This is a genomic window from Vibrio sp. 1-1(7), from assembly GCF_013048485.1.
Lineage (GTDB): Bacteria > Pseudomonadota > Gammaproteobacteria > Enterobacterales > Vibrionaceae > Vibrio > Vibrio fujianensis.
The window spans coordinates 527606-541598 of sequence record NZ_VHSP01000001.1 but is presented as its reverse complement, the minus strand read 5'-3'; the positions used below and the strand labels follow the sequence as shown (position 1 = coordinate 541598).

Annotated in this window: 13 protein-coding genes, 1 riboswitch and 1 other annotated feature; of the genes, 4 read left to right on the top strand and 9 right to left on the bottom strand. The window is 43.0% G+C overall.

What is annotated here, in order from left to right; all coding sequences use genetic code 11:
• Positions 1–2: 2 nt before the first annotated feature.
• From hisD to FKN05_RS02565, 3 genes are all read right to left on the bottom strand, one after another.
• The gene (hisD, locus tag FKN05_RS02575; protein ID WP_099612561.1) at positions 3–1298 is read right to left on the bottom strand and encodes a histidinol dehydrogenase; all 1296 of its coding nucleotides are present in this window, start codon (positions 1296–1298) and stop codon (positions 3–5) included.
• Positions 1299–1303: 5 nt separating this feature from the next.
• Positions 1304–2200, bottom strand: a complete 897-nt coding sequence (hisG, locus tag FKN05_RS02570; protein WP_099612562.1) for an ATP phosphoribosyltransferase — start codon at positions 2198–2200, stop codon at positions 1304–1306.
• 43 nt (positions 2201–2243) lie between these two features.
• Positions 2244–2381: a sequence feature (His leader region), on the bottom strand.
• 165 nt (positions 2382–2546) lie between these two features.
• A complete protein-coding gene (locus FKN05_RS02565; RefSeq protein ID WP_170886843.1) occupies positions 2547–4148 on the bottom strand; it encodes a Na+/H+ antiporter NhaC family protein in 1602 nt (533 codons plus the stop codon).
• A gap of 112 nt (positions 4149–4260) precedes the next feature.
• Positions 4261–4474: riboswitch (Lysine riboswitch) on the bottom strand.
• A gap of 489 nt (positions 4475–4963) precedes the next feature.
• On the opposite strand from FKN05_RS02565, the gene FKN05_RS02560 reads away from it, so the two are divergent.
• Positions 4964–5377, top strand: coding sequence for an H-NS family histone-like protein (locus tag FKN05_RS02560; protein WP_099612563.1), 414 nt, complete (start codon positions 4964–4966; stop codon positions 5375–5377).
• A 79-nt stretch (positions 5378–5456) separates the two neighbouring features.
• Here the strand turns inward: FKN05_RS02560 and FKN05_RS02555 are convergent, their stop codons facing one another.
• Positions 5457–6761: an inosine/guanosine kinase gene (locus tag FKN05_RS02555; RefSeq protein ID WP_161430606.1), complete on the bottom strand. Its 1305-nt coding sequence runs from the start codon at positions 6759–6761 to the stop codon at positions 5457–5459.
• A gap of 386 nt (positions 6762–7147) precedes the next feature.
• Here FKN05_RS02555 and mnmA point away from each other — a divergent pair, with 386 nt between their 5' ends.
• From mnmA to purB, 3 genes are read left to right on the top strand one after another with little or no spacing between them, the layout of a single operon-like run.
• The gene (gene mnmA, locus FKN05_RS02550; RefSeq protein WP_170886841.1) at positions 7148–8266 is read left to right on the top strand and encodes a tRNA 2-thiouridine(34) synthase MnmA; all 1119 of its coding nucleotides are present in this window, start codon (positions 7148–7150) and stop codon (positions 8264–8266) included.
• 20 nt (positions 8267–8286) lie between these two features.
• Positions 8287–8904, top strand: coding sequence for a high frequency lysogenization protein HflD (hflD, locus tag FKN05_RS02545; RefSeq protein WP_099612566.1), 618 nt, complete (start codon positions 8287–8289; stop codon positions 8902–8904).
• Positions 8905–8961: 57 nt separating this feature from the next.
• Positions 8962–10332 (top strand): adenylosuccinate lyase, encoded by a 1371-nt coding sequence (gene purB / locus FKN05_RS02540; protein WP_099612567.1) that lies wholly within the window; start codon positions 8962–8964, stop codon positions 10330–10332.
• Between the two features lie 78 nt (positions 10333–10410).
• On the opposite strand, the gene FKN05_RS02535 is transcribed toward purB, so the two are convergent.
• Genes FKN05_RS02535 through FKN05_RS02515 form a run of 5 tightly spaced genes read right to left on the bottom strand, consistent with a single transcriptional unit; the run spans position 10411 to position 13984 of the window.
• Positions 10411–10941 carry a DUF3833 domain-containing protein gene (locus FKN05_RS02535; protein ID WP_161430442.1) on the bottom strand — a complete coding sequence of 177 codons (531 nt, stop codon included), beginning with the start codon at positions 10939–10941 and terminating at the stop codon, positions 10411–10413.
• Positions 10941–11492 carry a chalcone isomerase family protein gene (locus FKN05_RS02530; protein WP_237665738.1) on the bottom strand — a complete coding sequence of 184 codons (552 nt, stop codon included), beginning with the start codon at positions 11490–11492 and terminating at the stop codon, positions 10941–10943. Before FKN05_RS02530 ends, FKN05_RS02535 begins: the two co-directional genes overlap by 1 nt.
• Positions 11467–11970: a DUF2878 domain-containing protein gene (locus FKN05_RS02525; RefSeq protein WP_170886839.1), complete on the bottom strand. Its 504-nt coding sequence runs from the start codon at positions 11968–11970 to the stop codon at positions 11467–11469. The genes FKN05_RS02530 and FKN05_RS02525 overlap by 26 nt, the downstream gene beginning before the upstream one ends.
• Entirely contained in the window at positions 11970–13208 is a 1239-nt protein-coding gene (locus tag FKN05_RS02520; protein WP_161427531.1) for an SAM-dependent methyltransferase, read from the bottom strand. The genes FKN05_RS02525 and FKN05_RS02520 overlap by 1 nt, the downstream gene beginning before the upstream one ends.
• Positions 13208–13984 (bottom strand): DUF1365 domain-containing protein, encoded by a 777-nt coding sequence (locus FKN05_RS02515; RefSeq protein WP_099612571.1) that lies wholly within the window; start codon positions 13982–13984, stop codon positions 13208–13210. The genes FKN05_RS02520 and FKN05_RS02515 overlap by 1 nt, the downstream gene beginning before the upstream one ends.
• Between the last annotated feature and the right edge of the window lie 9 nt (positions 13985–13993).

Here is a 13993-nt window from a genome sequence, read left to right as displayed (position 1 = left end):
AGTTATTGCGCCTTTTGTAACTGTTCAATACGAATGGTTACTGCACGGCTGTGTGCGTCTAACCCCTCTGCATTCGCGATAGCGACCACCGTGGGAGCTAAAGAGATTAAGCCATCAACACTAAGCTCTTGCACTGTCATGCGCTTACTGAAATCAGCCAAACCCAAGCTCGAATAGGTGCGAGTATAACCATAAGTCGGTAAAACGTGGTTGGTACCAGATGCATAATCGCCAACCGATTCAGGCGACCAAGCCCCGAGAAAGATTGACCCGGCATTATCTAATAGTGGCACCAGTTCACGAGGGTTTTTCGTCTGTACAATCAGGTGCTCTGGCCCATAATAATTCGATATCGCCACGGCCTGAGTAATCGATTCGGCAATAATAATCAGGCTTGATGCCAGCGCTTTCTGAGCGATATCCGCTCGAGATAAGCTTGTTAATTGGCGCTGAACCGCATCCATCACTTGATCCGCAATGATCGGTGATGGCGTCACTAACACCACTTGAGAATCCGGGCCGTGCTCTGCTTGGCTGAGCAGATCGGCAGCAATAAATTCTGTATCAGCCGTTTCATCGGCAATCACCAACACTTCAGACGGGCCAGCCGGCATATCAATAGCAGCGCCTTGGAAATCATTACTAACTTGGCGTTTTGCTTCGGTGACATACGCATTACCCGGGCCAAAGATTTTATCTACTTTAGCCACGGTTTCAGTACCATAAGCCATTGCTGCAATCGCTTGACCGCCACCCACATTGTAAACTTCATCAATATTACATAACTTTGCTACATACAAAATTTCATCCGCAATCGGCGGCGGTGAGCAAAGCACCACTTTGCGGCAACCTGCTATTTGGGCTGGAACACCGAGCATCAAGACGGTTGAAGGTAGTGGTGCGCTTCCACCAGGAATATACAACCCTACTTTATTGATAGCCCGAGTGACTTGCTCACAAACCACGCCGGGCATAGTTTCAACTTTTACGGGCTGAGGTTTTTGCGCTTTATGGAACTTAACAATATTGTTGTATGCTTGTTCAAGCGCTTGCTTCATTGGCTGTGAAAGCCGTTCACAAGCAGCATCAATTTCAGGCTGTGGTACACGGATTGACTTAGGTTTTACACGATCAAATTTCTCAGTCAAAGCCTGTAAAGCGATATCACCATCAGCACGAACCTGAGCAATCACCGCTTTGACTGCGGCGGTAATATTCGCACCTTCGGTAATTGCAGGACGTTCTAACACCGATTGTTGTTGAGTTTCACTCAACGATTGCCACACTACGGTTCTCATGGTGACTACTCCATCATTTTTTCAATAGGAAGAACAAGAATGGAGCTCGCTCCGAGAGCTTTCAGCTGTTCCATGGTTTCCCAAAATAGATTTTCTGAGCTAACTAAGTGCACGGCGACCTTACTTTTATCCGCAGAAAGAGGTAACACCGTCGGATCTTCTGCTCCCGGCAACAACGCTGTAATTTGTGGTAATTGTTCAACAGGAGCGTGTAGCATGATGTATTTTGATTCTTTCGCTTGTTGCACGCCGTGCATACGTGTGAGAAGTTTATCGATCAGTGCGGCTTTATCTGCTGAAAAATCTCCTGACCGCTGAATAAGCACCGCTTTAGACTGAAAAATAACCTCGACTTCTTTTAAACCATTCGCTTCTAACGTCGCTCCAGTAGAAACTAAATCCGCAATTGCATCAGCAAGTCCGGCTCGAGGCGCAACTTCCACAGAGCCGGTCAACATACAGGTACTAAAATCAATGCCTTGCTGATCCATATAAGCTTTAAGTAGCTGCGGATAGGTTGTGGCAATGCGCTTACCTTTAAGATCTTGAGGCCCGTGATAAACTTCATCTTTATCCATTGCAATCGAGAGGCGACAGCCCCCAAAATCCATCCGGCGCAACCCAACAAACTGGCTAGGTTGGTTGAGCGCTCGGCGATCCAATCGCGTTTCTTCCAACACATTTTCTCCCACAAAGCCTAAATCAACGACACCATCCATAATCAAACCTGGAATATCATCATCACGAACCAGTAACAGATCAATCGGCATATTGAGTGAATGAACAACCAGACTTTCACCCATGATATTGAATTTTACCCCACATTTTTTCAGTAGTTCCTGACACTCTTGACTCAAGCGGCCTTTCTTCTGGATGGCAATTCTTAGGCGTTGTGTTTGCATAACATGATTCCTTTGCAATGTATTGAAGTTTATAAAATCAAATAGTAAAAAGCCCTCGAGAGTTTGGTTTCCCGAGGGCTTAAAATCTAAATACACATTTGATTTAACCACCGGGAGAATCCTGCCTCCCGGGTACGCGTACATCTCCCGAAAGACTAACTAGGGATGATGATGGTGATGAATATTCATTACAAAACTACGCATACTTAATTTCTTTACTGGTTAATTTGACTGTTTTCAACACTAACCAAGCTTGAAGTTTTTTGCAACTGCAATTTTACGGTTTTTTGCTTAGTGACGAAAATAATCAACCCAACCTAAGTAATAAGATTGGGTTGAACACAACTTACTGAGCCGATTCCACAACCATTTTGGCCTTAGAAAGCCAGGATAAAACAACACAAACCAAAAGAAAAACAGCACTGGCGGCCGCCAAGGCAGCAAAAAGTGATGATGTCACCCCAAGCACAATAAAGCCAACGGTTGATATTACTGCCACTGAGAGCGAATAAGGCAACTGAGTCGCGACATGGTCAATATGATTACAGCGCGCTCCTGTCGAAGATAAAATAGTGGTATCTGAAATCGGTGAGCAGTGATCACCAAACACAGAACCCGCTAATACCGCGCTGAGCATAGGTAACATCAAGGCAAGATCAGTCGCACCAGCCATATCACCGGCAATCGGTAACATAATGCCAAACGTTCCCCATGACGTCCCCGTTGAAAACGCCATAATCCCTGACAAAAGAAATAAAATAACCGGTAACCATTGTGGGTTAATATTCCCTTGCACCAAAGAAGATAAATACGCCCCGGTTTTCATGTCGCCAATCACTGAACCAATTGTCCAAGCAAAAATCAAAATCAAGATGGCACCGAACATGGAACGAGCCCCAATCCACATGGTACTCAGCACGTCACTCATCGGTAAGCTTTGCTTAATCACGGTGATAAGCGCAGCCACTAAGCCAACAGAGCCGCCATAAATCAAAGACGTTCCAACATCTGTATTTTCAAACGCGCCCAAGATATTAAAATCCAGCTCACTGGCCGATAATGCTTGTCCTCCGGTATACAACATAGCACCGATGGTAGCCAAAATAAGTAACACAATGGGCAACACTAAATATGAAACTTTACCATGATCGCTTTCAGGTATATCGAGTTCCTCATTTAGCTCATGCGCTTCTTGACTATCGTGCTCATTGTCTTGCTCAAAACCACGACCTTGTGATGCTTGAATTTCATGGCGACGCATCGGGCCAACATCCATTTGAAACCACACCACAGCAAAAACCATCAACAAAGCAAAGATGGCATAGAAATTCATCGGCACTAAGCGCAAATAAGCACCAAGCGGTGAATAATCTGTGATCCCGTGCGAAACCAAAATACCACCAATAATGGTCATGATATAAGCGCCCCAGCTCGAGGCAGGCATCACAACACACATGGGAGCGGCCGTAGAATCTAAAATATAAGCTAACTTAGCTCGAGACACATAAAAACGGTCCGTCACAGGGCGAGAAATAGAACCGACAGCCAAACTATTAAAATAGTCATCAACAAAAATAAACACACCAAGAAACGCCGCTAAAAGCTTCGAGCCTCGCTTACTCTTTACCCGAACTTGCGCCCACTCAGCAAAGGCACGCGTACCACCAGAGAGCGTTAAGAGCGCCGTCATCATTCCAAGCAAAATTAAGAAGCCAACGATACTCATATTCCAAGTATTTAAGCCACCCTCTTTAAAAAAAACGCTGGTGACTTGAGTTGCCGTATAATGAGCAGCACCCGAAAGCGAGAAATCTGCTAATAACATAGCGCCAAGCAAAATACCGACCCCCAAAGAAACTAACACTCGCCGAGTGACAATAGCTAAGGTCAATGCGATTAATGGCGGGAGCACAGACAAAGGAGAGGAAGCAAAATCAATTACATTCATGATCTTCAAAAACCAGTTATAAATGGTAAGAGATCTACTGCAGACAAACTGCGTATTTCATTAACACAGCTTATTGTTGAACTAGCGAAAGGGAAGCGAACACTTCACCCAACCCTACAGTAGCGCTCCATAGTTTAACAAGGATATACCAAGCAAAATAATATCCGCATCAGTATGTAGACTATGGCAGTGTTGCCCCTATTCGCTGACAACCCCAGCTAGCCGTTTTGATCTGCGACTAACTTCGGCGATAAAGCCTTTCACCACGCTTCATAGGCATCACCCCAAACATGGTTACTTTTCAGTACCGCACCTCTACGTCGAGACTCCAGTGTGAGCTACCTTATAAGTAAACCCAACATTATTTATAAATCTCGCATTAGGTCGGCTCATTGTACTTATCATAGATGTCAATGCAACCTATCGAGAGGATTAATTACCGAGAATTGGTCATCAAACCGCCAAAAAAAACACTAAATTAGTCATACTTTGTCTACTCCATCGACCCGCAAGGATATTGAGCATAAAAAAGCAGTATAATGCGAGATCACGATGAACATCTATTTTTATATATTCCTATGCAATGGATCACATTAATGTAAATTATATGAATTAGAGATAATGTACTACCTACGATTAATTTTACAAAATTCTTATAATGGGGCGTTTTTCACAAAAAAACATTATTGCACTCACTTTTATTTGAATATATTTTTACGTAATATTGTACTATTATTGTCAAATCAATATTGCCAGAATAAATAACTACGTTTAGTATTATAATTGTAAAAAAATTAACCTCACAGGAAACAGAAATGTCGGAACTAACTAAAACGCTATTAAATATTCGTAGCTTACGCGCTTATGCTCGCGATCTTACTTTAGAACAACTTGAAGAAGCTCTTGATAAATTGACGGTTGTCGTGCAAGAACGTAAAGAAATTGAAGAACAAGAAAAAGCAGCTCAAGCCGAGCAAGAAGCCAAACTCGCAGCCATTGCCGAACAAATTGCCAAAGATGGCATTGACGTTGATGCACTAATCTCGGCACTAGCTGGTGAAACAAAAACAAAAACCAAAAAAGGCAAAGCGAAACGTGCACCTCGCCCCGCTAAATATAAATACGTTGACAATGGCGTAGAAAAAACGTGGACAGGCCAAGGTCGAACACCTTCGGTTATCCAACAAGCATTAGATGAAGGAAAATCTCTCGAAGATTTTGCCCTTTAATCTCATTAAAAATATTATAAAAAATAAAAGGCTCATTACTGAGCCTTTTATTTTTCCTTATGATGGAAAAAGAGGAAGCCTACCGCTCCCAATAGGCTTCTTCTAAACTGTCTTCTCGTTCTGGTAAACCACGGGATAAACGAGGAGAGTGTTGTACCAGCACCTCATAGCTCGCACGGTTAGAGTATTTACACACCTGAGAAAAAGAAGAATAAGTTAAAAATTGATGCTGATGCTTACTGGAGTTCGGCACGTTTTCTTTATGATATTTATTGGCCGCCATATCATGTAATAGCGCGGATAGTGCGGCATCACCTGCACCATTGGTATTTTTTATTTTTTCAGGCCCCCCCATGTATGGGGCAATATGGGAATAAACTCGAATCGGATTATCACAGCTATAACGGCTGACAGGTCGACTAAACTCATATCGGTTAAATTCTGCAATAGAGCCAGGTAACAGCGGTAATGTCGTTTCTCGTTTCGCTGAATCTTCAGTATATCCCGCCATAAATAAGCCGACCGGCCCCGCAGTACACAGCACTAAGTCAACCCAATCTAACGCTTTATCAGAGGCCGCTAGTGGGTCTTGCTCGCCTGTCAACGCGCACGCTTCATCTTCATTCATAGCCACAACCGAAACATGGTCACGCAAAAAGTTTTGCCAAAATAGCGGATCTTCTTGAATCACAAATTTAGTTCCGAGTGTTAACACCACCGGCACGTTGTATTGCTTGGCATATTCTATTGCACGCATCGTTGCCTCTGGCATTGGATCGCCAGGTTTACAACGCACAAGATAAGCGGTCAGCACCAAAGCAGACGCATTTTGGAAAATCTTCTCAGGAATACTTTCTGGCCGTAATTGATTCATTTGCCCTTCACTGATAGCAAAGGTTCGTTCACCATCTTCCGTAATGAGAGCAAAACAGCGACCAATTGCTCCGTTCACACCTTGTAAATAATTCAAGTCAACTCGGCTGGATGTATTACATAAATAACGATACCCATAGCTACCAATTTTAATATCTTGGCTCATCACACCTAACAAGGTTGAACGATCATCCGCTAAAACCGAATAGTTATGAAGTGTATTTCCGATTGTTCCACCTGCGTACTCACTGCAGATCAATTGATTGTTTTTTAGCTCTTGGTATAGCGCTTCTGCCGCATCATCATCAATAACTAACGAATGCCCTTTACTTAATCCATAACGTTCAATTAATTCTGAATCTACTTTCGCTTCAATATCGACTAAAGTTTGGTCAATACCAATAATATGAGTACGGGACATTTTTTTATTTTCTTGTGCCTGAATGACAAGAGGATCGCGAGCATGGACAGGAAAATAATGTTTTGACTTACGTTGGCCAGGGAATTTCATAACGGTGGTTCGGCATAGCAATAAAAGGATGGGCGATTCTAACTCGCGACACCGTAAAACAGCAACTGACAGAAAAAGAGCAAACGTTTTCGTAAGCGAGTTTTTTCCTCATCATACTCTACATCCATCAGTCAAAGCCGGAAAAACATCGGGTAACCTCAAAATTGCGCCTTCTCAACTAAAAATAATGTATGCCATCAGTTTCTCCGGCTCTCTCAGCTCTCTTATTATTTCACATTAACTAAGAAATCAACGAGATGATTTGAGAATGAGAAGGTTACGCAGAGATAATTGACCGAAAGAAGTGTGATTGCAGTCTCGGATCTGTCCTCAAAAAAATCTTTCTGTTAGAATCTTCCCCCAAGTTCATCAAGTGGTATTGAGTTATGTCAGAAGCTCACAGTACAAATAGTCAAAAGAAAGTTATTGTTGGCATGTCAGGTGGTGTCGATTCGTCCGTTTCAGCGTATCTATTGCAACAACAGGGCTACCAAGTTGAAGGCCTGTTTATGAAAAACTGGGAAGAAGACGATAACGAAGAATATTGTACCGCAGCTGAAGATTTAGCCGATGCACAAGCCGTCTGTGATAAATTAGGCATCCACTTACATACCATTAATTTTGCAGCGGAATATTGGGATAATGTTTTTGAATACTTCCTTGCCGAATATAAAGCTGGAAGAACGCCTAACCCTGATATTTTATGTAATAAAGAGATCAAATTTAAAGCGTTTCTTGAATTTGCGGATGAAGTACTTGATGCCGATTATATAGCCATGGGTCACTACGTTCGGCGAACGTTTCCTGTCACAGGCGAAAAACCACAAATGTTACGCGGGCTTGATAGCAATAAAGATCAAAGCTACTTCTTGTATACACTTAGCCACCAACAGGTAGCCCGAAGCTTATTCCCAGTCGGTGAACTAGAAAAACCAGAAGTTCGTCGAATTGCAGAAAAGCAAGGCCTTGTGACGGCCAAGAAAAAAGATTCAACCGGTATCTGTTTTATTGGTGAACGCAAATTTACCGATTTCTTATCTCGCTATTTACCTGCACAACCCGGTAAAATTGAAACACCAGAAGGAAAAGTTGTCGGTGAACATCAAGGGTTGATGTACCATACGCTTGGCCAACGTAAAGGCTTACACATTGGTGGTCTTAAGGAAGGAACAGAACAACCTTGGTATGTTGCAGAAAAAGATCTCCAGCGAAATGTTTTGATTGCTGTGCAAGGCGCTGATCACCCTTTACTAAAATCTCGTGGTCTATTGGCATCACAACTGCACTGGGTAAATCGTCAACCAGTCACAGACACGCTACGTTGCACGGTTAAGACACGTTATCGTCAAACAGATATTGCTTGTACCCTCATCCCTATCGATGACAATAACATCAAAGTAATGTTCGATGAGCCACAAGTTGCCGTAACCCCAGGTCAATCGGCGGTATTTTACCAAGGTGAAGTTTGCCTTGGCGGTGGTATTATTGAACAGCGTATCTCATAGTCAACCTTAGGAGTATTGACGTGGCTCACACGAATTATGATCGCACTATCGCTTTTGCTGGGCTCTGCCAAGCAGTGGCCCTGGTACAACAAGTTGCAAGAGATGGCCACTGTGATTCCAACGCGTTCGCCACTTCACTTCAGGCCATTGTTAACACAAACCCGAGCAGTACACTGGATGTGTTTGGCGACGAGGCTAATTTAAAAGTGGGCCTCGAAAGTTTAGTCAATGGTATTGATAACACGCCTACGGGTAATGAAATGACCCGTTATATGATTAGCCTAATGGCATTAGAGCGGAAGTTAAGTAGCCGTAGAGATGCGATGGCACAACTGGGGGATCGCCTGCAAACGATCGAACGCCAAGTCGCGCACTTCGATTTACTTGATGAAACAATGATCAGTAATCTTGCTAATGTCTATCTTGATGTTATTAGTCCGATTGGCCCTCGCATTCAGGTTACCGGCACACCAGCGGTATTACAACAAACAGCCAATCAGCATAAAGTAAGAGCCTTGTTGCTTTCCGGAATTCGCTGTGCCGTACTTTGGCGTCAAGTCGGTGGTCGACGTCGCCATTTGATTTTTAGTCGTAAAAAGATGATCGAGCAAGCTCAACTGCTACTAGCAAGACTTTAAATGATCGACTTCAACTTCACCCACTTTCACATTTAACTCAAACTCCAGGAGAAAAACATGGAACTGTCAGCATTGACTGCTGTTTCACCGGTAGATGGCCGATACGGAAGTAAAACGATTGCGTTACGTAGTATCTTCAGTGAATATGGTCTCCTAAAGTACCGAACTATCGTTGAAATTCGTTGGCTACAAAAGCTGGCTGCTACTGCAGCAATTACTGAGGTCCCACAGCTCAGTGAGCAAGCAAATCAATTTCTTGATCAATTAGCTGACAACTTTAATGAACAAGATGCCCAACGTATTAAAGACATCGAACGTACTACGAACCACGATGTCAAAGCGGTTGAATATTTCTTAAAAGAAAAAGTCGCCGAAGTTCCTGAGCTGCATGCCATTAATGAATTCATTCATTTTGCCTGCACATCAGAAGATATTAATAACACGTCTCATGCCCTGATGCTGAAAGAAGCTCGTGATACGGTTATCCTGCCAGAAATTCGCAACATTATTGATGCGATTCGAAAATTAGCCGAAGAATATCGCGATATTCCCTTACTTTCACGAACTCATGGGCAGCCCGCTTCACCATCAACGATGGGGAAAGAAATGGCGAACGTGGCTTACCGTATGGAACGTCAGTATAAGCAAATCGCCAATATTGAAATTCTAGCTAAAATTAATGGTGCCGTCGGTAATTATAACGCTCATCTTTCTGCCTACCCTGAAGTCGATTGGCATAAATTCAGTGAAGAGTTTATTTGCGAATCTTTAGGGGTAGCATGGAACCCATACACAACTCAGATCGAACCTCACGATTATATTGCTGAGCTATTCGATGCGATTGCTCGTTTTAATACGATTTTGATTGATTTTGATCGTGATATTTGGGGTTATATCGCACTAGGTCACTTCAAACAAAGAACCATTGCTGGCGAAATTGGCTCCTCAACCATGCCGCACAAAGTTAACCCTATTGATTTTGAAAATTCCGAAGGGAATCTAGGCTTAGCCAACGCCATTTTTACACATCTTGCGCAAAAGTTACCTATTTCTCGCTGGCAACGTGATCTCACTGACTCTACCGTTCTGCGTAACTTAGGGGTTGGTGTTGGCTATGCCATTATCGCTTATACTTCTACCTTGAAAGGGATCAGCAAATTAGAGGTGAATCGCGAGGCACTATTGGCCGAGTTAGATAAGAACTGGGAAGTGCTTGCCGAACCAGTACAAACGGTCATGCGCCGTTATGGTATTGAAAAACCATATGAAAAACTTAAAGAATTAACCCGAGGAAAACGGGTGGACGGTGAAGCCATGCGTGATTTTATTGATGGACTAGCGTTACCACAACCCGAGAAAGATCGCCTAAAACAGATGACTCCCGCCAGCTATATTGGCTATGCTATCGAACTGACTGATAAACTCTAACTCTAACTGGATTAGATTAGTATTCAATACAAGGGCCATATATGGCCCTTTTTCATCACAACCATATGCTCTTGGTGATTATGGCTGCTTTTGAAAAAATAACGTAATTTTTCCGACTTCAATGCCGAATTTTTTAATCTTAGTCAGATTAAACATATGCTTTTCATCTTGACGATACATCCAATCATCAAATAAAACCTGAATCGCTTGTTGCTCAGTTTGTAATAAAAAAGTGTACTGCCAATGTAAAGTATTTCCGACCGCCTTTCCTTTAGCTTGGCCGATAATATCATCTGCTTCACCGAGGTATTCACCGCGATCAGTACGAGTAATTATCCAAATTCGCTGACTTTCTTCACCGTCATCAAACACAAAGTCTTCCACTAAAGTCAGAACCTCGCCTTCTACAGAGCCTTTAATTAAGACTTCAAAGCGTCGTGTTTGTTTATCTGTATAATCTTGCACCATCCCCCAGGCTTGAGTTGTGCCTGAAAAATATTCGAATAAATCAAACTTGGGTTCATTTTTTTGATAGTCCTGAATGTCTGCTGAGCAGGCAGTGAGTAAACATCCCCCCAACAACCAAAGCCATGCATAGAAGTATTTCATCAGTTTATTCCTATTAACTGCTTTCTTAATTGAGGATAATGGCTACGTGGCGATAGCCAAATAGCTAGGAAGGCCTCATTCATTACCGGATCTTGAACCAGGCCACGTATTTCAGACTCATCCTGTGAAGGAAAGAAAATAAGTTGACCCGTTTGTCCATCCGAGAGATACACCAAACGCTGCCCTTGTTCGACACTTGGAAACATGTGACTAAATTCACTCAGCCACCGCTCTATTTCTGCCGCTGAATAGCCAAGTTTTTGCCACTGCTTTTGGGTCGCCTCTAATAGTTGTTGCTGCGAGATTGATCGCAAGTAGTGAATTTCCAATGCAACTGGATGAGCTGGTAAATCATCAATATGATGATAGATACCATCTGGTGTACGGAGCTGGGAGGTATAAACATCAAACCATAACCACGAAAGGGTTGCCTGCCCAACCACTGGCCACATTGACCACATGGTTTGCGAATCTTGGATAGACGCCGCCCGAACAGGAAGTAATAAAGTTAAGCTTAAACTGAATTTAGTGATAGCGACTATCCATTTCATCGGTGAACACCTTTAGCAAAAAGAAGGTTAACAAGAACCACTGGATAAAGAGTATCCCTAATGTGATCGAAACTGGGTAAACCAGCGTAACAGCACCAAAACGATATCCTGCCCAATAGCTTAGAGCTCCCCCTAATCCGCCCAAAAACATCACCCATAGGCGAGGATAAGTACAAACAACGCTTAACAACCTTTGGCTATACCAAGCAAAGCCTCCCCATAGGGCAATGAGCCATAGCGGAATCCAAGTTGCCTCGGCAAAAATGAATAGCGCAAAGTAATGATTTGCCATATCCAGAGTTATACCGATGATCGTGATGACCAACACCGGAAATATGCGATAACGCGCATAGTAGACAGACGTCAACCAAGTCAAGAGTACCAAGCCAAGCGTGACGCCTTGCCAGTTGGTTTGCCCTAATACCGCGCACAACCAAATCACTTCAAACCATAATGATGACCACAACAAGCTACGCATTATCCACTCTTCTGCAATGTCATATGAACAGCGCTGATCGTACGAGCGTTAAACCCACCCTCACAGTAGCAAAGATAATAGCGCCACATACGGACAAATCGTTCATCGTAGCCAAGTGCCCGTACCTGCTCCAGCGAAATTTCAAAACGTTGACGCCAGTCAGCTAACGTCTGTGCATAATCTAATCCGAGGTCAAAGAGATCACGAATCACAAGATCACTATATCGAGTGGCAGTTTCAGCCAGTACCGTAATTGAGGGTAAAAATCCACCGGGGAAAATATATTTCTGAATAAAATCAACATTATTACGATAATATTGATAACGTTGGTCGACAATAGTAATCGCTTGAATCGCCATTAGCCCTTGCGGTTTTAATCTCTCATTACACTGCTGAATATAGGACTTTAAGTAAGCATGACCGACGGCTTCAATCATCTCGATCGAAACAAGTTTGTCAAACTGCCCGGTCAACTGACGATAATCCTTTTTCAACAGAGTAATTTTATCGCTTAATCCGAGCTGTTTTACCAACGCTTCTGTATAGGCAAATTGCTGCTCTGAGATAGTCGTCGTGGTCACACGGCATCCATACTGCTGAGCCATATAGATCGCCATCGCTCCCCAACCTGTACCAATTTCTAATACATGATCTGTCGGTTGAAGTTGTAGCTGTTGACATAAACGATCCATTTTATTGATCTGAGCTTGCTCTAAGCTCTCTTCAGCAGAATGATAAAGCGCACTTGAATAGAGCATGTTTTTATCTAAAAAGGTTTGATAGAGCGTATTACCTAAATCGTAATGTGCCTCAATATTTTCCTTAGCTTGTCCAACCGTATTACGTTTTAACCAATGTCCAAGTTGGTTAACCGTACGTGTCCATACGCTACTTTTCGCTTCCAGTTGATCAAGTGCCGACAGGTTTCTCGCCATCAATTCCATCACCGCCGTCAAATCTGGACTATCCCACCACCCATCCATATATGCTTCTGCAGCGGCAATACTGCCTCCTTTGAGCAACCGAGCATAAAAATCAGGATGCTTCACTTCGATAAAGGCATGCAACTGGCCAGTATCACTAGAGCCAAATTGTTCCATGTTTTCATCATGATATGATTCTTTAATGGTCAAGCTACCAATACGTAATAAATGGAGAGACCTCAATGCCACCGCTCTGGCACCTTTGGAAAACATAGTCCGGGTTTTAGGCATTATTAAAGAAGCGGACGGTATCATTATTCTCTCTCCTTACTCTTGTCTTGTTCCGATTGTGGGTGTGCATAAAAGGGAGCACCTTTACGCCAAAGTTTAAAAGCATGCCAATAAATCCCCACCATCACTTTCACTGTCATCATCGGTGTTTTGAGCAATAACTTAATCAGTGCATTACTGGTAAAAGGTTGAGCACGCAAGGTCAATGTGGCATCAAACTCTTTATGCTGCCGGTGACACTCTAAATGCACCATTAAATGATCAGTCAAGGGTTTCAGCTTCCAATGGTATTGTTGGTCGATGGGATTAAAAGGTGACACATGAAAGGCTTTATCTTGTTGCCAATGCTGATTATTGTTACCGGCATCTGCTGGGAGCGCATAATAGTGTCGCTCATTCCAGGGGGTATTGCTGACTTCAGCTAATAAATAACGCCACAGGCCTTGTTCATCATATAAGTAATAAAAATTAACGGGACTAAAATACAGCCCGAGGTAACGTAAATGGAGTACCGCGACGACTTTACCCGTTATCTTGTCACCAGTTAATTGCTCTACTTTACTTTGCACTGCACGCTTTAAATCACCCTCACCGAGATAATCTTGACGACGAAAGCGTGCCCAGTGCCACCATTTTTCACCTAACCCCCAGACTTGATTTTTCAATGCTTGCCATTCATCCAAATCAATACAGGGCATGAATAATCGGTAGTTCAGCGCATGTTGCACAGGGGTTAAGCGGCGATGCCGAATATGACCAACCATTAAGCAACTTCCGATATGAGATGGAACGTCACTCATTTCACAACT